The following is a 21979-nucleotide window of genomic DNA, read 5'->3' on the forward strand; positions in this document are numbered from 1 at the left end:
TTCAATCAAACCAGGCATCAATCTGCGCGAACCATCCATGGATAGCGGACACGATCACCAAAAATTCTTCTATTTCCTGCTGTTCGCGGTCACCGTCGGACTGTGCTGGATACTCGCGCCGTTCTCCGGCGCCGTCTTCTGGGGCACCATTCTCGCGATCCTGTTCCAGCCGGTGCAGCGCTGGCTCGCCGCGCGCTTCGGCAAGCGGCGCAACCTGGCCGCGCTCGTGACGATGTCGCTGATCATCCTGATCGTGATCCTGCCGCTCGTGTTCGTCATGGCGACGCTCGTGCAGGAAATCGCGTACGTGTACCAGGAACTGAAGAGCGCGCAGCCGAATTATTCGCAGTACTTCCATGACATCATTCATGCGCTGCCGACGTCGATCCAGAACCTGCTGCAGAAATACGGGCTGACCAACATCCCCGGCATCCAGAAGAAGCTGACCGACGGCGCCGCGCAGATCAGCCAGTTCGCCGCGACCCAGGCGCTCAGCATCGGCCAGAACACGTTCCAGTTCGTCGTCAGCTTCGGCGTGATGCTGTACATGGTGTTCTTCCTGCTGCGCGACGGCGGCGAGATCGGCCGCCGCGTGCGCCGCGCGATGCCGCTCGACGAAGAGCACAAGAACCTGCTGCTCGCGAAGTTCACGACGGTTGTGCGCGCAACCGTGAAGGGCAACATCGCGGTCGCGCTCGTGCAGGGCGCGCTCGGCGGCCTGATCTTCTGGATCCTCGGAATCGAGGGCGTCGTGCTGTGGGGCGCGCTGATGGCGTTCCTGTCGCTCCTGCCGGCGATCGGCGCGAGCCTCGTGTGGGTGCCCGCCGCGCTCTACTTCCTCGCGATCGGCGCGATCTGGAAATGCGTGATCCTCGTCGCGTTCTGCGTCGGCGTGATCGGCCTTGTCGACAACCTGCTGCGCCCGATCCTCGTCGGCAAGGACACGAAGATGCCCGACTGGGTCGTGCTGATCTCGACGCTCGGCGGGATGGCGCTGTTCGGCATCAACGGCTTCGTGATCGGGCCGCTCGTCGCCGCGCTGTTCATGGCGAGCTGGGACATCTACGCGCGCGCCGAACAGGGGGAATGACGCCGCGCGTCACGGATGACGAATCCTGATCACGACGGGCGCCACGGCGCCCGTTTCCATGTCCGGCCCCGCGATCGTCAGCACGCCGCCATACGGCCCGACACGATGCGCGCGCCCCGCTTCCAGCGGCACGGCTCGATCGTCGCGCGCATCGCGCCAGGTTGCGCGAACCGCCGCGCCCGCAGGCTGCGAAAGCGGCTGGCCGTCCGGCCCCACGAGCGCCACATGCGCACCGGGCAAGCGCCGGCCATGCGCATCGAAGCGGAGTGCCGCCGCGCTCGCGCTGCCCGGCGCCCCGAGCGACGGCGTGTCGAATGTCACGTCGTACCGATCGACGAGCGCGCCGGTGAAGCGCACGATGCCAGCCGCGCCCGCGTGCCCGGCCGCACCGGCGCTCGACACTGCGAGCGCGATACCGATCCCCGCTGCCGCCATCCACGCCCGGACACCGATGCGCCGCTTCGTTCGATCGCGCGCCGCCGTCGGTGCCGCCCATGTCGTCTTCATCTGCATGTTCCGCCTCCCTTCCCGCTTCTCGCCGCGCAAATGAAAACGGCGGCGTGACGCGCAGGTCACGCCGCCGCTTGCCGGCAATTACTTTAGGGAGAGCGACCGGAACAATATATGAGACAAGTCCTAAACTGATACCGGAATATTCGGACTCAATGCGCGCGAGCGCGACGGCTCATGCATCCGGATCGACGCGCAGCACGAGCTTGCCGCGATGGTCGCCGTCGAACAGGCGGTTCAGCACGTCGGGGGCGTTTTCGAGCCCGTCGGCGACGGTTTCCTCGGCCTTGAGCCGGCCGTCGCGCAGCCATCCCGCGAGCGTCTGCACCGCTTCGCGGCTCTTGCGGTAGTCGAGGATCAGGAAGCCGCGCATCGTGATCCGCTTCGAGATCAGCACGCCGACGTCGTCCGCCGCGCGGCCGCTGTTGTAGTTCGAGATCACGCCGCACAGCGCGACGCGCCCGCCGATCACCATGCGCGACAGCACCGCGCGCATCACCTCGCCGCCGACGTTCTCGAAGTTCACGTGCACGCCGTCCGGCGTCGCCGCCTTCAGCTGCTCACGGAAATCGTCGGCCTTGTAGTCGACGGCCGCGTCGAAGCCGAGCGTCTCGGTCAGGTAGCGGCACTTGTCCGCGCCACCCGCGATACCCACCACGCGCGCACCGTGGATCTTGCCGATCTGGCCGGCGATCGAGCCGACCGACCCGGCCGCCGCCGACACGACGAGCGTCTCGCCGGGCTGCACCGGCGCGATGTCGGTCAGCCCGTAGTACGCGGTCAGGCCGCTCATTCCGCACGCGCCGAGCAGCGTCGGCAGCGGCAGGCCCGACTGCGCGGGCAGCTTCACGAGTTGCGCGGCCTGGTCGGCCGGCACCCGCGCATAGTCCTGCCAGCCGAGCAGCCCCTGCACGAGATCGCCTTGCGCGAACCCCGCGTGGCGCGACGCGACCACGCGCCCGATGCCGAGCGCACGCATCACTTCGCCGATCGCGACGGGCGGCAGGTATTGCGGCACGTCGCTCATCCACACGCGGTTGGTCGGATCCATCGACAGATACAGCACGCGCACGAGCACTTCGCCGTCGGCGAGCGCCGGCACCGGCGTTTCGACGAACGAAAAGTGTTCGCGGCCGACCCGCCCTTCCGGGCGTGTCTTCAGCAGCAGCTGGCGGTTCACGGGTGTCGACACGATGTTCTCCTCCGGTTGTGTTTATCGATGCGCGTCAGACCGCGCACATGCCGCCGTCGATCACGAGTTCGGCGGCCGTCACGAAGCGGCTTTCGTCGGATGCCAGATAGACGGCCGCATGCGCGACGTCGTCCGGTTCGCCGAGCCGGCGCAGCGGAATGCCGCGTGCGAGCTTGCGCGTCGCATCGCGTTCGCCGAGCGACTGGAACAGCGGCTCGACGATCCCCGTGCGAATGAACGCCGGGTGAATCGAGTTGCAGCGCACGTCGAGCTCGCGGCGCGCGCAGTCGATCGCGACCGACTTCGTCAGCGACGCGACCGCGGCCTTCGACGCGTTGTACGCGGTGAAATCCGGCTCGACCTTGAACGCGGCCACCGACGAGATGTTGATGATCGATGCGGGATGGCTCTCGGCCAGATACGACAGCGCATGCTTGCAGCCGAGCACGATGCTCTCGACGTTGACCGCCATCACGCGCCGCCATTCGTCCAGTTCGATCTGCGCGGGCGAGCCGATCGAGCCGACACCTGCGTTGTTGACGAGCACCGACAGCCCGCCCATCGCATCGACCGCCTGCGCGAGCAGCGCTTGCCAGCGCGCTTCGTCGCGGACGTCCTGCGTCGCGGCAAACGCGACCGGCGTCGCGTGGCCCGCGTTGAGTTCGTCGGCGAATGCATCGAGCACCGCCGCGTCGGCAACGTCGGTCAGGAACACGCGCGCACCCTGCTCGACCATCCGGCGCGCGATCGCGCGGCCGAGGCCGCCGGCGGCGCCCGTGATGTACGCGCACTTGCCTGCGAGGCGCGGGGAAACGATTGTCATGGGACCTGCTCCTGTCGTGAATCGTCGCGGCGGACCGGTGCCGCGACGGCGGTTGCCGTGCGCCGGCCGACGGCCGCGCGGTATGCGCGAGTATAGCGAGCCGGCCGCACCGCGCCGGACGAATCCGGCGGCCGGCCGCTGCCGGCCCCGCTCGAACGAACGCCAGCGTACGCGATTGCCGCCAATCGATGAAATGAATCTTCGTAATGCCCGGTCATAGACATCACTCATGACCTTCGGATCCGCGGGCGGCGGGGCGGGCGGGCGGGCGGGCACGGCACGGCACGGCGCGGCGGCACGGCACGGCACGGCACGGCCGATCATCGCCGATGTCGGCTCGATAACGACCGGGAAACGGCTTTTGACAATGACCGAGAAGGAATGGGACGGGACTCGGGGGGCCACCGCCGCGGCGACCACCGCATCCGGCACCGGCGCACCGATGCGCGGCAACGAACAGCCTTCAGAACCCGTCGCCGGACGTGCGCATGAACGCGCAGAACTGCGGGGAATGCGTGTCGATCATCTGCTGGAACGGTGCGCGATGCCCGTACGCGATGCCGGACACGAGGAGCAGGCAGACGGCCGCGATGCGCGGCGAGAACGCGCGCTTGTGCGCCCGCCGGTAGGCGCGCAGGAACACCAGCGCGACCAGCGCGCCGAGCAGCCAGCCGACGACGACTTCCGGGACCGTGTGCGAATGGTCGAACACACGCGCGACGCCCGTCAGCGCGCCGACGACGAGACCGGCCGCCACGCCCGGCTCCTTGCCCGGACGGAATGCCTGCCACAGCATCGACAGCGCGACGGTCCACACGGACGTCGACAGCATCGTATGGCCGCTGATCACGCGGAAATCGAACTGCGGGATCTCGACACCGCAGCCCGCATAGAGAATCTTGGTCGCCCCGACCAGGCTCATGCCGGCCGCGAGCAGCGCGATCCAGCGCACCGCGAGCCGCCAGTTGGACAGCGCGAGCCAGACGGCGCAGGTCAGCGCGACCGGCAAGGTCAGCGCGGCATCGCCGATGTTGCTGATTTCACTCCACATGACGGACGTCGAACGGCTGGCAAAAGGCGCAGTTTAACGCAGGCGCGCCACGCGCCTGTTTCAGCCTGTGACAAGCTGTATCAGCCCGCGACACCCGTGATCAGCAGCAGGTTCGTGCCGGTGATGACGGCAAACAATACCCAGGCGGCGGCCTGCATCCTTCGGCCGATCGCATGCTCGCCCATCGTGTTGCGATCGCTGACCGACCGGATCAGCGGCCACATCGCGAACGGCAGCTGCAGGCTCAGCAGCACCTGGCTCCAGACGAGCAGTTGCCCGACCGAGTTTTCGCCGAGCCACAGCACGCCGATCAGCGCGGGCACCAGTGCGAGCCCGCGCGTGATCAGCCGGCGCTGGTAGCACGGGATTTTCGTATGCAGGAAGCCGTCCATGATCACCTGGCCGGCGATCGTGCCGGTCAGCGTCGAGCTTTGCCCCGACGCGAGCAGCGCGATGCCGAACAGCAGCGCGGCCGCGCCGCCCGCGATCGGCGTGATCAGCCGGTACGCCTGTTCGATGTCGGTCACGTCGTGCTGGCCGGTCGCATGGAACGCCGCGCCCGCGACGACCAGGATCGCCGCATTGACGAGCATCGCGACGAACAGCGACACGCAGGTGTCGATGCGCACCAGCGCGAGCGTGTCGCGGATCAGGCCGCGCGCGCCGCCGACGACATGGCGCGTCTGCACGACCGACGAATGCAGATACAGGTTGTGCGGCATGATCGTCGCGCCGACGATGCCAAGCGCGAGCACGATCGCGTCCTTGCGGTCATGGCCCGGATTGCCCGGCACGAGCCCCTTCGCGACCGCATGCCAGTCGGGCGGCGTGATCGCGACCTGCGCGACGAAGCAGAACGCCATCGTCGCGATCAATCCGAGCACGATCGCCTCGATCTGCCGGACGCCCTTGCCTTGCAACCCGAGCACGATCACCGTATCGAGCGCGGTCAGCACGATCCCCCACGCGAGCGGCACGCCGAGCAGCAGCTTGAACGCGAGCGCGCAGCCGAGCACTTCGGCGATGTCGCACGCGATGATCGACACCTCGGCGGTCACCCACTGCACGATGCGGCCGAAGGTGCCATAGCGGTCGTAGCTGGCCTGCGCGAGATCCTTGCCCGCGACGAGGCCGAGCCGCGCGGCGAGCATCTGCAGGAAGATCGCGGCGAGGCTCGAGAACGCGACGACCCACAGCAGCGAATAGCCGAATTGCGAGCCGGCCTGGATGTCGGTGGCCCAGTTGCCGGGATCCATGTAGCCGATCGCGACCAGCAGGCCCGGGCCGAAGAAGCGCTTGAGCTTCATCCAGCGCGACGCGCCGGCGTCGATCGTGATGCTGCCCTTTACTTCCGACGGGCAGAAGGGGGCTGTGGCGGTAGTGGGAAGCAGGGGCATGGAAACCGAGGATCGTGATCGCGACACGGTGATTTTACGTTCATCCGCCCCGCTTTCTCCCGCGCATCGCCGCGCACACCCCGGCTCGCCCGCTCGCCGTCGGCAGTCGCGAGCCGCGGCGCGGGCTGCCGATCGGCCTGCGGGTGCGGCGTCGCGGCACCGTTCGTCAGGATCCGCTCGCGCTCGGCGACGCGAAATTCGGTCGGCGACACCAGCAGGCGCTGGCGAAACAGCTTGGCCAGACGCTCGCCGCTGCCGAAGCCCGTGCGCCGCGCGACCTTGTCGGCCGGCAGCGTCGTGTGGACCAGCATGTGGCAGGCGCGCTCGAGCCGCACGTGCTGCACGAACTCGGTCGGCGTCACGCCGATTTCCTTCTTGAAGCGCCGCAGGAAATTGCGCTCGCTCATCGCGACCGTCTGCGCGACTTCCGCAACCGAAATGCGGTTCGCGCTCTGCGCGCGCAGCCGCTGCACCGACATCCGGATCGACGGGCTCGCGCTCAGTTCGCGAAACGCCCACATCGACTGCGCATAGCGCTGCTCGACCGGCTGCATCAGGTTGCTGGCGATCTCCTGTGCGGCGCTGTCGCCGAGATCGGCGCGGAACATGTCGAGCACGGTCGCGAACACGTCGGCCTCGCCGGCCTGCAGTTCGATCGTGGCCGCCGCACCGCGGGTGCGATCGGTTCGCGGGCGATCGACTTCCGTCTGCCGCTGCGACGCGGCGAGCGTCGACAGGCCCATCGCATCGACGATCCAGCGCGCATGGCGGCGGATGTCGCTCAGGCGGCGCCGCAACGCATCGTTCCAGTTGATCGACGCGCGCTCACCATGAAGATGAAAGAACGCGTGTGCACGATGGCCATGCTCGTCGCCGAGCGAGTCGGCGGCGATCTGCACACCGGACGACGACTGCAGCAAGCCCCCGTTTTCGGATACGTACTTCAGCTGGTAATCCGCATTGAACGCGTTCAGGCGATTCGCCAGGTTGAAGGCCTCGCTCAGACGCGCGGCCTCGGCCAAGGAAAACCCCGTACTCAAATAGATTACGACCCACCTCTGATCTGCTGCTTCCACTGGCCAAGCCCCCGGACTGTTTCGACTTCTTTTAATTGCCGTCGAACTGTCAGGCTTATATTTGGTTTGAACACGTGCGACAGGGACGGCTATCTCGAAATATGAAGCGACGGCATCTTAGCCGAACTAGCCGAACGGGTCGTCTCTTTGTCACGAAATGGCCGACCGGGACAGCATGATGGCGGATTTTTACAGGCTATCGCCGACCGATGATCTGGCCGCGCGGAAATGCGCGTGTCGACGGGCGGACTCGCATCGTGAGGCCTGCCTCGCATCGCGCATCGGCTCCACGCACGCTCGCGTAGCGGGACGATCGTCATCGGCATGCATCGGACGGCATCGGTCGCCTGTACAACGCGCACCCGCGTTCCGTTGTTCGCGCATCCATTAGAATCGCCCCACTGCCCACCACGCCGCCTTCGTCCGTGCCTGCCGACCATCGTCTCGACCTGAACCTGTTCCGCGTGCTCGATGCGGTCTACGTGCACGGCGGCATCGGCGCGGCCGCCCGTGCGCTGCACCTGACGCAGCCGGCCGTCACGCATGCGCTCAACCGGCTGCGCGCGCATTTCGACGACCCGCTGTTCGTGCGCCAGGGCAACCGCGTCGTGCCGACCGAGCGCACGCGCGCGATCATCGCGGACGTGCAGCTTCACCTCGCCGGCCTGCAGCGCGCCGCGCGCGACCCGGCGGCATTCGACCCGGCGACGCTCGACCTGAGCATCGCGGTCGGCATTCGCGACGTGCTCGAATCGATCGCGCTGCCGCAGATCGTCGCCGCGTTCGCCGGCGCAGCGCCGGGCCTGCGATTCGTGAGCCGCCGCGTCGCGGTGCACGACATCGAACGCGAACTCGCGTCGGGCAATCTCGATCTGGCTGTCGATCGACGCGTGCAGACCGGCCCGCGCATCGTGACCGAGCACCTGCTCGACGATTCGCTCGTCGTCGCGATGCGGCACGATCATCCGTCGACCGGCGGTCCGCTGCGGCGCAGCGACTATTTCTCCGCGCGGCATGTCGCGGTGTCGTCGCTCGGCGAACCGCAATCGCTCGACGTGCTGCTCGGCAACGACGGGCGCTTCCGTCACATCCAGCTCGTCTGCCAGCATTACTTCGCCGCCTGCCAGATCGCCGCGGCAGGCGACCTGCTGCTGACGCTGCCGCGCACGTATGCGCTGCGCATGGCGGCGATGCTGCCGATCGCCGTGCAGCCGCTGCCGCTGCGGCTCAAGCCGTTTCCGCTGCTCGCGTACTGGCACGAGTCGCGCGAGACCGACCGCGCGCACCAGTGGGTGCGCGAACGCGTCGCCGCGCTCGTGCGCCGGAGTGCCGGCGTCGCCGGCTGATCCCGGCGAGCCCCGGCGACGCGCGTAGCGCCCGCGTTTTTCGTCGAGACGGTATGCTGACGGCTCGCACGCCGCGCATCGTCGCGGCCGCCTCTTTCCCGCTTACCGGAGACTTGCCATGCCGCTCATCCACGCTGCCGCCACCCTCGCCGCCGACGCGCCCGACTACGTCGTCCAGCTGCAGGCCGGCACGCACGCGCTGACCGGCGACGAAGCGCCGCGCGAAGGCGGACAGGGCCTCGGGCCGGCGCCGTTCGAGTTCGTGCTGGCCGGGCTCGCGCAATGCACGGCCGCGACGCTGCGCATGTACATGCAGCGCAAGACGTGGCCGGCCACGCGCATCGACGTGCGCACCGAACTGCATGCCGATCGTGAAGGGCAGCAATACGTGCGCCGCGTCGTGACGCTCGACGGCCCGCTCGACGATGCGCAGCGCCAGCGGCTCGCGGAAATCTGCGAGAAGACGCCGGTGACGCTGTTCATCAAGCGCGGCACACGCATCGAAACGACGCTGAACTGACGGGCGGCGTACCGCGCCGCACGCGATCGACGCGTCACATAGAAAACGGGCGGGCCGCGCGCGATGCGCGGCCCGCCCGTTTGCGGATGTCGTCCGGCGCTCAGAGTCCGAGCGCGGACAGGTCCAGCTTGCCGTCCTTCACCGGCGGGCACCAGAAATACGCGCCCGTCAGCGGTCGCGTGAAGCGGAACAGGCCGTCGACGATGCCGTCGTCCGCGCCGCTCATCCGGCGCATCTGCACGTCGAACGCGCGGAACGAACAGCCGAACGCGACGAAGTAGAGCCCCGCGCGGCGCGCATCGGACCACGGCGACGAACGGCGCAGCATGAATGCCTCCGGCTCGAAGCTCTCCTGCGCGGTGCGCTTCACGTGCGCGAACTCGGGCGCGTCGTCGAGCTCCTCGTTGTCCGAGCGGCGGCGGCCGATGATGTGATCCATGTCGCCCGACGCAATGCGCTCCATCTGGTCGAAGTCGTGCACCCATTGCTGAACCGCGACGAAGCTCGAACCGTCGAGCCCCGCGCCCTGCCCCGTGACGACCGCCGCGGCCAGCGCGTCGTCGCCGGTCGGGTTCTCGGTGCCGTCCTCGTAACCCGACAGGTCGCGATCGTTCGAATAGCGGAACCCGTCGACCGCGTCCTGCAGCACGAACGCCGGCGCGAGCGCCCGCTCGATCGCCCGTGCGCGCAGCACGAGTGCGCCGCGATCGTCGCCGCGCAGCCAGACCCAGACGTCGGCCGGCGTGATCGGCAGCGTACGGTCGTTCACCGCGAACGCCGGGTATTCGGTGAGCCCCGGAACCGGGCGGCCGAGATGCGCGGCCAGCGCGTGCCCGAAGCCTGCGACCGTGTCGCGCCCGTCGACGAGCTCGCGCAATGCCGCGAGCGCCGCGGCCACATTGACGTTGTTCGAAATCGTGAAAGTGAGGTATCGGGCCGCCGTGTCGATCGGAGCCAGGATGCCTTGCTGAACGTCGCTCATCGTTTCCTCAGGAGTGTATCGGGGTGAATCCGCGGGGCCGCAGCGGCCGGCGCGCAACGGCAGAGTGTAATCGATGCCGCCCGCCGCCCCGTGCGGCACCGCACCGCGGAACACGCACGAAAGAGGGCCAAAACCCCGAATACTAACCGCATCGCTGCTGCAACGCCGCATTCGTCAGACGTTGCGGCGCGTCCGGCTCTGCTGATAAAATTCCTTCACGTCTTTTTCGGCGTCCTTTCAACCGTTCACTTCAGGGGGGTGCAGATGTTCCGAATGCCAGCAACCTTCCCGAACGTGGTCCCACGACGCGGCTGATCCAGCCCGTCGTCCGCGCCGGCTTCCGGGTGCTCCGCTAACCCGCCCGCCCGCGCAATTTCCCGACAGCCCGTTTCGTTTCGCCCGCGTCGTGCGCGCGGTCCGGCTGTCGCGTTTTCGACGTTCTCCGAACCGGAAAGTCCCGTCGCGCGATGCGCCGGGCAACGATACATGACCAGAAAAACCACCCATCTGGGCGGCCAGGCATTCCAGGCCGTCTTCGGCTTCACGTTCCGCTACTGGCGCAAGCAGCCGGTGCGCATCGCGACGATCACGACGCTGGCGCTGCTCGGCGCGCTTGCCGACGTGCTCACGCCGCTGTTCGCCGGGCGCCTCGTCGATGCGCTGTCGAGCGGCCCGACCGACCGCGCCGCCGCGTGGCATGCGGCCGTCACCGCGTTCGGCACGCTGGCCGCGCTCGGCATCGGCGCGACGCTGCTGCGGCAGGGCGTCTACCTGAACATCATCACGCTCACGCTGAAGATGATGAGCGAGATCGCCGCGGCGTCGTTCCATCGCGTGCAGCGTTTCTCGACCGACTGGCACGCGAACAGCTTCGCGGGGTCGACCGTGCGCAAGATCACGCGCGGGATCTGGGCACTCGACCTGCTGAACGACACGGTGCTGATCGCGCTGCTGCCGTCGGTCACGATGCTCGTCGGCGCGACCGTGCTGCTCGGCACGCACTGGCCGGTGATGGGGCTCGTCGTCGGTGCGGGTTCGCTGCTGTACATCTCGGTAACGGTCGCGGTGTCGCTCGGCATCGTCGCGCCGGCCGCGCGGCTCGGCAACCTGTGGGACACGCGCATGGGCGGCGCGCTCGCCGACGCCGTGAGCTGCAACGCGGTCGTCAAGGCGTTCGGCGCGGAATCGCGCGAGGAAGCGCGGCTCGATCGCGTGATCGGCAAGTGGCGCCAGCGCACGCGCCGCACGTGGGTGCGCGGCACGTTCAACGGCGGGCTGCAGGGCGCGATGCTCGTCGCGATGCAGGCCGCGATGATCGGCGTCGCGCTGCGGCTGTGGGCGAACGACGAAGCGAGCGTCGGCGACATCGCGTTCTCGCTGACGATGTTCTTCATGCTGCAGGGCTACCTGCGCGACGTCGGCATGCACATCCGCAACCTGCAGCGCTCGGTCAACGACATGGAAGAGCTCGTCGCGCTCGAGCGCCAGCCGCTCGGCATCGACGATCGGCCCGGCGCGCCCGCGATCCGGATCGGGCAAGGCGAGATCCGCTTCGAGCACGTGACGTTCCGCTACGGCAACCATCCGGTGCCGCTGTACGACGACTTCTCGATGCGCATCGCGCCCGGCGAACGCGTGGGCCTCGTCGGCCATTCCGGGTCGGGCAAGACGACGTTCATCAAGCTGATCCAGCGCCTGTACGACGTGTCGGGCGGCCGCATCACGATCGACGGCCAGGACATCGCGCAGGTGCGGCAGGATTCGCTGCGCAGCCAGATCGCGATCGTCCAGCAGGAACCCGTGCTGTTCCACCGCACGCTCGCGGAGAACATCGCGTATGCGCGCCCCGACGCGAGCCGTGCGGAGATCGAGCGCGCCGCGCGTCTTGCCAGCGCGCACGACTTCATCGTCGCGCTGCCGGACGGCTATGACACGCTCGTCGGCGAGCGCGGGATCAAGCTGTCGGGCGGCGAACGCCAGCGCGTCGCGATCGCGCGTGCGTTCCTCGCGGATGCGCCGATCCTGATCCTCGACGAAGCCACGTCGAGCCTCGACAGCGAAAGCGAGGTGCTGATCCAGCAGGCGATGGAGCGACTGATGGTCGGGCGCACGACGCTCGTCGTCGCGCACCGGCTGTCGACGGTGCGCGCGCTCGACCGTCTGCTCGTGCTCGAGCGCGGCAAGGTGATCGAGGAAGGCAGCCACGACGCGCTGATCCGCATCGACGGCGGGACGTATCGCCGGCTGTTCGAGCGGCAGGCGCTGGAACTCGCGAAGGGCCTGAACGATCCGCCGCGGCGCACGGCGGACGGTCATGCCGGGCCGCTTGGGGAGCCGGCGCAAGCCTGATGGCGCCCCGATCGCAACTGGATGCGCGGCGCACCGCCGCCGCGGCCGGTTGCGTCACGCGGGGACGTCGATACGATCGTCAGGAATTCACGAGGCCGTTGCGTGCGTCGTCGATTCCATTCGACGGCGCCACGCGAGCCGCCGTGCGCTGCCCGGCAAACCCCTTGCGAACGAGGTAAATCAGCAATACGCCGATGACCAGCCCCGACAATACGTCGCACAGGTAATGCCCTCCCTGCGTAGGCGTCGATACGATCATCATGCCGTTCAGCACGATTCCGACCGGGAAGACGATACGCACATGCCGCAGCGAGTACGCGAAGCACAGTGCAAGGATGGTGTGCAGCGACGGAAAGGAAATGAGCCCTTGGGACGAAGCGAAAGCCAGCTCCCGGACGACTCCGCTTCGCAACGGCGCAAAGTCCGATACGGTGGAAATCGTACCTGGATCGCGAATGTCGAAGTGAAGAAACGCACTCTCGGCCGGCAGCCATGCCGCGATCAGAATCGACACGAAGACTGCGACGATAAATTGCACCGCAAACTCGGCGTAGTCTTTCGAATTCGACGTCAGCGTGAGAATGATCGGGATCGCAAGGAGCTGGACGCTGCCGGACGCATACGCGAATCCGAGCACGGCATGCCAACCGGGATTTGCGGTCACCCATCTATACGCTTGCAGCCAGTGAAACCCGAGCGCGGCATCGATCGATACCAACGCATCGCTCACGAGCGGCAGATCGGTCGCCACAGCCAGATACTGAAGGAGCGCGCCTGCATGCGTGAACACCGACAACAACGCGATCCACTGGAACGATTGCGCGACATTCTCGTAGAACGCCTTCCTGGCCGGCACTTTGTACGATGGGCGCGAGGCGAGCCAGGAAGCTGCGGTGACGGCAAGAACGACGGACAGCATTTGCGCGCTTTCGACCAGACTGCCCTTCGCAATCCGGAAATCGACGCGGTATGCCCAGATCACGTCGACGATTATCAGCATGATGGTCACCCACCACGCGGTCACGTAGATTTTCCGCATATTCTTCGACATACCCCTTTTCTCGTTCTTTTCTGTCGATCCCCGAGGCTCGAGCCGGACGTTGTCCGCACGTACCGCGTTCCCCGTACACCCGCAAATGCAGGCGCATCGTGCAACCGCGCTCCATAGCCTCGTACCGTATTCCAGCCGGTGCTCGAGAATAATACGCCGCCGTCCGTCAGGCGACGCCGACGCATCCGGCCCCGACGCCGGCCGCCCGGATCACTTATCATACCGGCCAGGCAATTTGCGACGAAAGGCGGATCATGTTTACAGGCATTGTTCAGGGTGTTGGCGTCATCAAGGCCATCAAGGATCACGGCGAACTGAGAACGTTCAGCATCGAATTCCCCGAGCGGTTCACCACCGACATCGAGATCGGCGCGAGCGTCTCGGTCGACGGCGTCTGCCTGACCGTGACGACCATCCATTCGCCCGAGCTGATCGACTTCGACGTGATGTTGCCGAGCCTGCGCATCACCACGCTCGCCGACCTCACGACCGGCGCCCGGATCAACGTCGAGCGGGCCGCGAAGGACGGCGCTGAAATCGGCGGACATCCGCTGTCCGGACACGTCGATTTCATGGGAACGATCGCGAACATCGCGTCGTCCGAACACAACCGGATGATCCGCATCGGCGTGCCGGCCGATTTCAGGCGCTACGTGTTTGCGAAAGGCTATATCGCGATCAACGGCTGCAGCCTCACCGTGTCGGACGTCAATCGCGACGAAGGCTGGTTCGACGTCTGGCTGATTCCCGAAACGCGACGCGCGACCACCTTCGATGCGAAGGGCGTCGACGACAAGGTCAATATCGAGATCGAGCGCAGCACGCAGGTCGTCGTGGATACGATCCGCGAGTCGGTCAAGGAAACCCTCGGGGAATTGACCGGCGTCGTCACGACGTTGCTCGCGGAGAAGGGCATCGATATCGAGGAACTGCTCGCGCGGAACGTCGCGAAGCTGCCGAAGGCGTAACGGGCGAAGGACGCCGCCGTTCCCGGTGACGCTCGGGATCACCGGGCGCCGGTTTCCGGCGCAATGCGCCCGGTCGGCCGCCCCGCACGCCGCCTTACTCCGCCTCCGCCTGCGCCCCCTTCCCCACCGCCACCCGCTGCGCGCGATAAATCCCCGCGTGTCCGGAAAACAGATAGGCGACCACGCAGGCGACGATCGCATACACGCCGACATCCGCGCCGAACAGTTCGATCGCCATGATCGTCGACGCGATCGGCGTGTTGGCCGCGCCCGCGAACACCGCGACGAAACCGAGCCCCGCCAGCACGGGCACCGGCAGCGCCAGCACCTGTCCGAGCGCGTTGCCCAGCGTCGCGCCGATGTAGAACAGCGGCGTCACTTCGCCGCCCTTGAACCCCGACGCGAGCGTGACGACGGTGAACGCGAACTTGCCCGCGAAATCGTAAGCCGGCAGCGGCCCGTGAAACGCGGCTTCGATCGTCGGAATGCCGAGCCCGAGATACTGCGGCACGTTCAGCACGGTGGCGGCCACCGCGACCAGCAGGCCGCCGAGCACCGGCTGCAGCGGCGCATGGCGGATCACGCGGCGAAACCACGCGGTCAGCGCATGCGTCGCGAACGCGAACAGCCGGCCGACGACGCCGAACGCGACACCCGCGACGACCGTCGCGGCCAGCCCCGTCGCCGACACGGCCGGCACGAACGGAATCGCATAAGCGGTGTGATGCACGCCCCACGCGCGGCACACGACATCCGCGACGATCGCCGACGCGACGCAGGTCAGCAGCGCGTCGTACCGTACGCGGCCGATCGCGAGCACCTCGAGCCCGAACACGGCGCCCGCGAGCGGCGTACCGAACACCGACGCGAACCCGGCCGCGATGCCGCCCATCAGCAGCACGCGCCGGTGCTCGCGATCGAGCCGGAACAGGTGCGTGACGCGATCGGCGAGCGCGCCGCCCATCTGCACGGCCGTGCCCTCGCGGCCGGCCGACCCGCCGAACAGGTGCGTGACGACGGTCGCGACGAGCACGAGCGGCGCCATCCGCTTCGGCACCAGCGCCTTCGGGTCGTGAATCTCGTCGATCAGCAGGTTGTTGCCGCGCGCGACCGACTGGCCGAACCGGTGGTAGACCCAGCCGGTCGCCAAACCGGCGGCCGGCAGCCCCCACAGCAGCCAGGGATGCGCGACGCGCGTACCGGTCGCCCAGTCGAGCGCGATCAGGAACAACGCGGAAGCCGTGCCGGCCAGCGCGCCGAGCAACGCAGAGAGCGCGAGCCAGCGGCACACGTAGCGCACGGTCGCGAAAAAATCGGCAGAAGTCGAGAAAAACATGATTTCCAGATTCGACGGGACATCAAAACCTGGGCGGCAGAATACCGCATGGACGGCCTGCGACCTCCTGACGACCCAGGAACACGCAGGCATCATCAGCCGGGCAAACCGGCGGTTGAGGACCGAACCGCGCGCGACGCGCCGGGATCGACCGCAGGGAGGCATGCCATCTCCGCAGGCGGCAATTGTACGCGACGCCGCACGGCGCGCGCAATGCGGCCCCGCCGGGGCCGCGGCGCGCCGTCAGTCGAGCGGCATGCGCGTCACGCGTGAAATCAGTTGCGGCGCGATCCGGTCGAGCGGCAGGATCGCCGACGCCGCGCCGATCGCCGCGGCCGCCTTCGGCATCCCGTAGACGGCGCTCGTCGCCGCGTCCTGCGCGATCGTGTAGCACCCCTTCGCGCGCATCGCCTTCAGCCCGAGCGCGCCATCGCGCCCCATCCCGGTCAGCAGCACGCCGAGCGCGTCGCCCTCCCAGCCGTCGGCGACGCTGTTGAAGAACACGTCGATCGACGGCCGGTACGGCGTCTCGGCCGGATGCCGCGTATAGCCGAGCACGCCGCGCGGCGAGATGTACAGGTGATCGTTGGTCGCCGCGAGCAGCACCTCGCCCGCCTGCGGCACGCTGCCCTGCCGCGCGACGCGCACGGGCAGCCGCGTATAGCCGTCGAGCCACTCCGCCATGCCGACCGCGAACGCCTGGTCGACGTGCTGGACAATCACGAGCGCAGCCGGAAAATCGGCCGGCAGCGCGCGCAACAGGGCGGTGAGCGCGGTCGGCCCGCCCGCCGACGCGCCGATCGCGATCAGCGTCGGCTGGCCGCGCGCGGGTGCCGGCCCGGGCGGCACGAGCGTCGTGGTCCGGCTTTCGAGCAGCCGGCCGATCTGGTCGATCTTCGCGAGCAGCGGCTGCGGCGCCGCATCCGACGGCAGGCCGAGCGCGAGCGTCGGCGTGTCGACCGCGTCGAGCGCGCCGGCCCCCATCGCCTCGTAGACCGACGACGTGTTCGCGCTGACGCTCGCGGTCACGATCAGGATCGCGCACGGCGCGCGCGCCATGATCTGCCGGGTCGCGGCCACGCCGTCGAGCTTCGGCATCACGAGATCCATCAGCACGAGATCGGGCGGATGCGCGACGCAGAAATCCACTGCCTCGTCGCCATCGGTCGCCACCCACAGCACGCGGTGATCCGTGCGCAGCGCGATCACGCGGCGCAGCGCCTCGACGGCAAGCGGCAGATCGTTGACGATGCCGATGTTCATCCGCGTGCGTCCCCGATCAGGTCGTGCACCGCGTCGAGCAGCGCCTCGTCGTGGAAACTGCTCTTCGCGAGGTAGTAGTCGGCACCGGCGTCGAGCCCGCGCCGGCGATCCTCGTCGCGATCCTTGTACGACACGATCATCACCGGCACGCGCTTGAGCGTCGGATCGCCCTTGATCAGCGTGACGAGTTCGATCCCGTCCATGCGCGGCATGTCGACGTCGGTGACGACCAGGTCGAACGCGTCGCTGCGCACCGCATTCCAGCCGTCCATCCCGTCGACCGCGATGGTCACGTCGTAGCCGCGCTTTTCCAGCAGCTTGCGCTCGAGCTCGCGCACCGTCAGCGAATCGTCGACGACGAGCACGCGGCGGCGCCGGTCGGCGAGCGCGAGCTGCCGGTCGCGCGTGAGTTTCGCGAGCTGTCCGCCACGCACGAGCTTGTCGACGGAGCGGATCAGGTCCTCGACATCGACGATCAGCACCGGGTCGCCGTTCTCGAGCAACGCACCGGCCGCGATGTTCTGGATCTTGTGCAGGCGGCTGTCGAGCGGCTGCACGACGAGCATCCGTTCGCCGAGGAAGCGGTCGACGGCGACACCGTAGAGCTCGGGCTCGCCGCCGACGACCACGACCGCCGTGCTCGCGCGCGCGACGCCGGGCTCGCCGGCATCGAGCAGCTGGTGCGCGGCGACGAGGCCCGCGCGCCGGCCGTCGAACGGAAAATGCGGCTGGCCTTCGAGCACGTCGATGTCGTCGTGCGACAGTTCGAGCGTGCGGCGCACGTGCGCGAGCGGGAACGCGTACGGCTCGCCGCCGACCTCGACCAGCAGGCTGCGGATCACCGACAGCGTGAGCGGCAACTGCAGCACGAAGCGCATGCCCGCGCCGGGCTCGTTGAAGATGCGCACCGCGCCGCGCACGCCGCGCACCATCTCCTGCACCGCGTCGAGGCCGACGCCGCGCCCCGACACGTCGGTCACCGCATCGCGCATCGAGAAACCCGGCAGCAGCAGGAATTCGAGCAGTTCGGGATCGGACAGCCGCGCAGCCGTCTCGTCGTCGGTCAGGCGCTGGCGCACGACCGCCGCGCGCAACGCATCCATGTCGACACCCGGCCCGTCGTCGATCACGCTGACGAGCAGCGAGCCGGCGCTATGCCGCGCTTCGAGCGTCACGCTCGCCTCGGCCGGCTTGCCGCGCGCGAGGCGCGCGTCGGGCGCTTCGACGCCGTGGTCGATCGCGTTGCGCAGCAGGTGGCCGAGCGGCGCGTCGAGCAGGTCGAGGATGTCGCGGTCGACCTGCGTGCCTTCGCCGACGATCGAGAAGCGCACCTGCTTGCCGAGCGAGCGCGCGAGATCGCGGACGATCCGCGGATACGCGCGCGTCGCGTCGCCGAACGGCCGCATCCGGCACTGCAGCGCCTCGTCGTACAGCTGTTCGGCGATATGCGTGCTGCGCCGCTCGAAGCGGTCGAATTCGTCCATGCGCTCGGCGAGCGAACGCTGCAGGTCGTTGAGCATGTGCCGCACTTCGTTCACCGACGCGAGCACGCCCGCGTCGAGATCGTCGGCAAACTGTTCGTACAACAGATCGAGCGAACGGGCCGCATCGCGCTGCGCGCGCTTCACGCGCAGCATCGATTCCGCGAACGGCTTGAGCCAGCGCGATTCGACGAGCGACTCGCCGGACAGGCTCAGCAGCCGGTTCAGCGTATCGGCCCGCACGCGGCGCATCGCGCCCGCGCCGGCCGCGCGGCCGGCCTGGACCGGATCGGGCATGGCCGCCGGCAGCGCGAGCGGCGGCACCGCGGCGCCGGCCCCCACGGGCTCGTTCGCGGCGCCGTCGTGCTCGCGAGACGGCACGACGGACGGCACCGCGGCCGCCGGCGGCGGCGCGAAAGCCGGTGCCGGCATCGCGTGCGCGCCGTCGGCGCCCGTCAGCGCCAGCGCGAACGCCTCGATCTCCGCCGGCGACACGGGCTGCGCCTGCGGATCGGCGACGCGCACCAGCAGGTCGACGCCGGCCAGCAGCACGTCGACATGCGTGGCCGTCAGCGCGATCGTGCCGGCCTGCGCCGCGACGAAGCATTCTTCCATGCGCCCCGCGATGTCGACGCCGAGCGGCACGCCGACGATGCGCGCGGCGCCCTTCAGCGAATGTGCGGCGCGCATGCACGCCTCGAGCGCGACGGAGTCGGGCTCGCCCGATTCGAGCGCGAGCAGGCGCTCGGACAGCGCCTGGGTCTGCGTGCGCGTCTCCTCGCGATACAGCTCGAGCAGCGACAGTTGGCTCAGATCGTCATCGCCGCTCATCGCATGCTCCGTGTCACGGCGTCGAACAGCCGATCGTCGTCGAGCAAGCCGATCGACTTGCCGCGCCACGACAGCACGCCGCGCGACAGGCCGGCGCTCGCGCGCCCGACCGTCGCCGGCACGGGCACCCATTCGGATGCGCCGAAGCGCAGCACGCCCTCGACCTCGTCGACCGGAAACACCACCGGCTCGCCCTGGTGCGCGGCGACCAGCAGCCGCGTGAAACGGCCGTCCGCGCCACCCTCGCGGCCCTTGCCCGCGTCGAGGCCGAGCAGCGCGCCGATCGAGATCGCGATGCGCAGCGTGCCGCGAATGTTGACCACGCCGCGCACGGCCGAATGGCGGCGATGCGGCAGCGAATGGATCGGACGCGTGCCGGCGATCTCGCGCAGCACGCCGATCGGCAGCGCGAGCCATTCGTCGGCGACGCGAAACGCCAGTGCCGCCTGATGCGTATCGTCGTCGCCGTGCGCGCGGGTCGCGTCGAACGCGCTGATCCGCTGCGTCGCGTCGGCCAGCTCGGCGGCGCCGAGCGGGCGTTCGAGCAGTTTCGCCGCGTGATACGCGTAGACCGGGCAGTTCAGGCAGCGCAGGCAATCGGCCAGCCGCTCGCACGAGCGGTCGCCGTGCGTGCCGATCCGGTTCCAGCAATCGTCGACGCCGATCGTCGTGTCGTCAGTGGCAACGGCGTCGCGGTTCATTCGTTCCTCGGTCATCCCGATGTCGGCTCCCAACCCGTATTCTCATTATCCGGCCGAGCGCCGCGCACGCTCGAGCAGCCATTGCGCGCCGGCGCCGTCGCCGCCGACGTCCAGCAAGGTCGCGAGATGCGTCAGCGCTTCGTGGTGCGTCGGCCGCAGATACAGCGCCTTCCGGTAGAAATCGCCCGCTTCCGCGACGCGCCCGCGCGCATCCGCGATCAGTCCGTTCAGGTAGAACGCGTCGGCGTGCGGCCCGGCGTGCGCGGAGAACTGCGCGAGCACGCGCTCGGCCTCGTCGAATGCGCCCGCGTTGGCCAGCGCCTGCGCTTCCTCGAGCGTCGGCGCGGCGCCGTCGGCGGCCGCCGGCGCCGGCGTGTCGGCCACGTTCGCCGTATGGGCCAGCGGGTCGACGCGCACGTCGGCCCGCGGCCCGAATGCCGTCGGGCGCCCGGCCGGCTCAAAGGCAGCGCGTGACGGCGCGGCATCGCGCCACGTCGGCGGGACGACGGCCAGCAGCGGACGCGTCGCAGCCGGCGGCGCCACGGCGAAACGCTCGGCGCGCCGGTACGGCGCAACCGCGGGCAGCGGTGCCGCATGGCGGGCCGCGTACCCGTCCGCCGCGGCGCCATCGCGCCCGCGATGAAACGCGAACGCGAGCGGCACGCGGGCCGAACGCATCCCGTGCCGCATCGCGACGCCCGTTTCGGCCGGCCCGACGAACAACATGCCGTCGTCGGCGAGCGCGCTTTCGAGCGAACCGATCACACGGTCCTGCGCGTCGCGGTCGAAATAGATCAGCACGTTGCGGCAGAACACGAAATCGTAGCGGATGCCCGTATCGGTGCCGGGTTCGACCAGGTTCGCCTGGCGAAACTGCACGCACGCGCGCACGCGCTCGTCGAGCAGCCAGCCGTCGGCGACCGGCGTGAAGTAGCGGCCGCGGAACTCGGTCGCCGTGCCGCGAAACGCATTGCGCCCGTAGCAGCCGAGCCGCGCCTGTTCGATCGCGCGCGGGCTCAGGTCGAGCGCGTCGATCGTGAAGCTGGCCGGCTCGAGCCCGGCGTCGAGCAGCGCCATCGCCGCCGAATACGGCTCCTCGCCGGTCGAGCACGGCGCGCTCAGCACGCGGATCACGCGCCCGGGCGTCGCGGCGAGCCGCTCGGCCGCGTGCCGCGCGAGCGTTGCGAACGCCTCGCGATCGCGGAAGAACCACGTCTCCGGCACGATGAACAGATCGATCAGCGCGCGCCGTTCGTCGGCCGACGCGTTGAGGTGCTGCCAGTACGCGTCGAGCGCTTCCGGCGTGACGGGCGGCCGCGCCGCCGACGGCAGCCGCTCGCCGTCGCCCTGCAGCGCCTGCACGCGCTCCGTCAGCGCGCGGCTCAGAAAATCGTTGCCGAGCGAATCGGGGTCGATGCCGGTCTCGCGCAGCAGCCAGCCGCGAAATCGCGAATCGGACTCTTTCATGCGGATTCCCCTCCGTGGCCCGGCAGGCCGTCGAACAGATACAGGCGCGCAACGTCGTCGATCAGGTCGGACACCGAGACCTGCTGCACGATCCCGTCGGGCGTGTTCGCGACGCGCCCGAGCCAGCGCGTGCGCGCGGTCGATACGCCGCTGGCGCGGAACGCCGTGCGGTCGATCCGCAGCGTCTGCGTCGCGCGCTCGATGATCAGGCCGATCACGCGCTCGCGGTCGAGCTGCCCGGCGCGGTAGCGGACCATCACCAGTCGCGTCGAACGCAACGCATGCGCGCGCCGTCCGAGCGCCAGCATCGGCACGTCGATCACGGGCACCGGCTGGCCGCCGCGCATCAGCAGCCCGGCGATCCATTCGGGCGCGCCGGGCACGGCCTTGGTGGTCGCGAGCGGCAACACCTCGTCGATGTCGGCCGCGTCGAGCGCGTAGCGCTCGCCGTCGAGCTCGAACATCAGGAACAGCGCGTGCGCGGCGCCGTGCGACTCGGCGCGCGTCACGCGTCGACCTTGAAGCGCGACACGCTGGTGCGCAAC

General features: G+C 68.9%; 19 protein-coding genes and 1 riboswitch. Of the genes, 5 read left to right on the forward strand and 14 right to left on the reverse strand.

The features are described 5' to 3' along the window. The first annotated feature begins 37 nt into the window (after positions 1-37). Positions 38-1090, forward strand: a complete 1053-nt coding sequence (locus U5A56_RS31455; protein ID WP_044846613.1) for an AI-2E family transporter — start codon at positions 38-40, stop codon at positions 1088-1090. 9 nt (positions 1091-1099) lie between these two features. Here U5A56_RS31455 and U5A56_RS31460 read toward each other — a convergent pair whose 3' ends face one another. The 6 genes from U5A56_RS31460 to U5A56_RS31485 form a co-directional block, all read right to left on the reverse strand. Further along, the gene (locus U5A56_RS31460; protein WP_415749246.1) at positions 1100-1603 is read right to left on the reverse strand and encodes a thioesterase; all 504 of its coding nucleotides are present in this window, start codon (positions 1601-1603) and stop codon (positions 1100-1102) included. Between the two features lie 172 nt (positions 1604-1775). Beyond that, positions 1776-2792, reverse strand: a complete 1017-nt coding sequence (locus U5A56_RS31465) for an NADP-dependent oxidoreductase (protein ID WP_321809760.1) — start codon at positions 2790-2792, stop codon at positions 1776-1778. Positions 2793-2826: 34 nt separating this feature from the next. Further along, the gene (locus U5A56_RS31470) at positions 2827-3615 is read right to left on the reverse strand and encodes an SDR family oxidoreductase (RefSeq protein WP_321809759.1); all 789 of its coding nucleotides are present in this window, start codon (positions 3613-3615) and stop codon (positions 2827-2829) included. Positions 3616-4078: 463 nt separating this feature from the next. After that, positions 4079-4666, reverse strand: coding sequence for a phosphatase PAP2 family protein (locus U5A56_RS31475; protein WP_044846616.1), 588 nt, complete (start codon positions 4664-4666; stop codon positions 4079-4081). 80 nt (positions 4667-4746) lie between these two features. Beyond that, positions 4747-6063 (reverse strand): Nramp family divalent metal transporter, encoded by a 1317-nt coding sequence (locus tag U5A56_RS31480; protein WP_044846617.1) that lies wholly within the window; start codon positions 6061-6063, stop codon positions 4747-4749. Continuing rightward, on the reverse strand, positions 6012-7085 hold the full coding sequence (locus tag U5A56_RS31485) for a helix-turn-helix domain-containing protein (protein ID WP_321926367.1): 1074 nt from the start codon (positions 7083-7085) through the stop codon (positions 6012-6014). The genes U5A56_RS31480 and U5A56_RS31485 overlap by 52 nt, the downstream gene beginning before the upstream one ends. Positions 7086-7564: 479 nt before the next feature. On the opposite strand from U5A56_RS31485, the gene U5A56_RS31490 reads away from it, so the two are divergent. Both U5A56_RS31490 and U5A56_RS31495 read left to right on the forward strand, forming a co-directional pair. Continuing rightward, on the forward strand, positions 7565-8485 hold the full coding sequence (locus tag U5A56_RS31490) for a LysR family transcriptional regulator (protein ID WP_321926369.1): 921 nt from the start codon (positions 7565-7567) through the stop codon (positions 8483-8485). A gap of 118 nt (positions 8486-8603) precedes the next feature. Beyond that, entirely contained in the window at positions 8604-9005 is a 402-nt protein-coding gene (locus tag U5A56_RS31495) for an OsmC family protein (protein WP_044846620.1), read from the forward strand. Between the two features lie 100 nt (positions 9006-9105). Here the strand turns inward: U5A56_RS31495 and U5A56_RS31500 are convergent, their stop codons facing one another. Then, positions 9106-9987, reverse strand: a complete 882-nt coding sequence (locus tag U5A56_RS31500) for a Dyp-type peroxidase (RefSeq protein ID WP_321926371.1) — start codon at positions 9985-9987, stop codon at positions 9106-9108. Positions 9988-10473: 486 nt separating this feature from the next. Here U5A56_RS31500 and U5A56_RS31505 point away from each other — a divergent pair, with 486 nt between their 5' ends. Beyond that, positions 10474-12336: an ABC transporter ATP-binding protein gene (locus U5A56_RS31505; RefSeq protein ID WP_321926373.1), complete on the forward strand. Its 1863-nt coding sequence runs from the start codon at positions 10474-10476 to the stop codon at positions 12334-12336. Positions 12337-12415: 79 nt separating this feature from the next. On the opposite strand, the gene U5A56_RS31510 is transcribed toward U5A56_RS31505, so the two are convergent. Then, positions 12416-13387, reverse strand: coding sequence for a phosphatase PAP2 family protein (locus U5A56_RS31510; protein ID WP_044846623.1), 972 nt, complete (start codon positions 13385-13387; stop codon positions 12416-12418). 254 nt (positions 13388-13641) lie between these two features. On the opposite strand from U5A56_RS31510, the gene U5A56_RS31515 reads away from it, so the two are divergent. Next, positions 13642-14355 (forward strand): riboflavin synthase subunit alpha, encoded by a 714-nt coding sequence (locus U5A56_RS31515; RefSeq protein ID WP_321926375.1) that lies wholly within the window; start codon positions 13642-13644, stop codon positions 14353-14355. Between the two features lie 94 nt (positions 14356-14449). On the opposite strand, the gene U5A56_RS31520 is transcribed toward U5A56_RS31515, so the two are convergent. From U5A56_RS31520 to U5A56_RS31545, 6 genes are all read right to left on the reverse strand, one after another. Continuing rightward, a complete protein-coding gene (locus tag U5A56_RS31520) occupies positions 14450-15691 on the reverse strand; it encodes a voltage-gated chloride channel family protein (RefSeq protein ID WP_044846625.1) in 1242 nt (413 codons plus the stop codon). 79 nt (positions 15692-15770) lie between these two features. Beyond that, positions 15771-15874: riboswitch (Fluoride riboswitch) on the reverse strand. 60 nt (positions 15875-15934) lie between these two features. Further along, positions 15935-16954, reverse strand: coding sequence for a chemotaxis response regulator protein-glutamate methylesterase (locus tag U5A56_RS31525; RefSeq protein ID WP_044846626.1), 1020 nt, complete (start codon positions 16952-16954; stop codon positions 15935-15937). Beyond that, positions 16951-19266 carry a hybrid sensor histidine kinase/response regulator gene (locus U5A56_RS31530; RefSeq protein WP_321926378.1) on the reverse strand — a complete coding sequence of 772 codons (2316 nt, stop codon included), beginning with the start codon at positions 19264-19266 and terminating at the stop codon, positions 16951-16953. The genes U5A56_RS31525 and U5A56_RS31530 overlap by 4 nt, the downstream gene beginning before the upstream one ends. After that, positions 19263-19967: a chemotaxis protein CheW gene (locus U5A56_RS31535; protein ID WP_044849304.1), complete on the reverse strand. Its 705-nt coding sequence runs from the start codon at positions 19965-19967 to the stop codon at positions 19263-19265. The genes U5A56_RS31530 and U5A56_RS31535 overlap by 4 nt, the downstream gene beginning before the upstream one ends. A 45-nt stretch (positions 19968-20012) precedes the next feature. After that, positions 20013-21434, reverse strand: a complete 1422-nt coding sequence (locus U5A56_RS31540; RefSeq protein ID WP_321926380.1) for a CheR family methyltransferase — start codon at positions 21432-21434, stop codon at positions 20013-20015. Then, entirely contained in the window at positions 21431-21943 is a 513-nt protein-coding gene (locus U5A56_RS31545; RefSeq protein ID WP_321926385.1) for a chemotaxis protein CheW, read from the reverse strand. The genes U5A56_RS31540 and U5A56_RS31545 overlap by 4 nt, the downstream gene beginning before the upstream one ends. Positions 21944-21979 lie beyond the last annotated feature (36 nt).

The sequence above is a fragment of the Burkholderia sp. BCC1998 genome (assembly GCF_905339875.1).
In the GTDB taxonomy this organism is placed as follows: Bacteria; Pseudomonadota; Gammaproteobacteria; order Burkholderiales; family Burkholderiaceae; genus Burkholderia.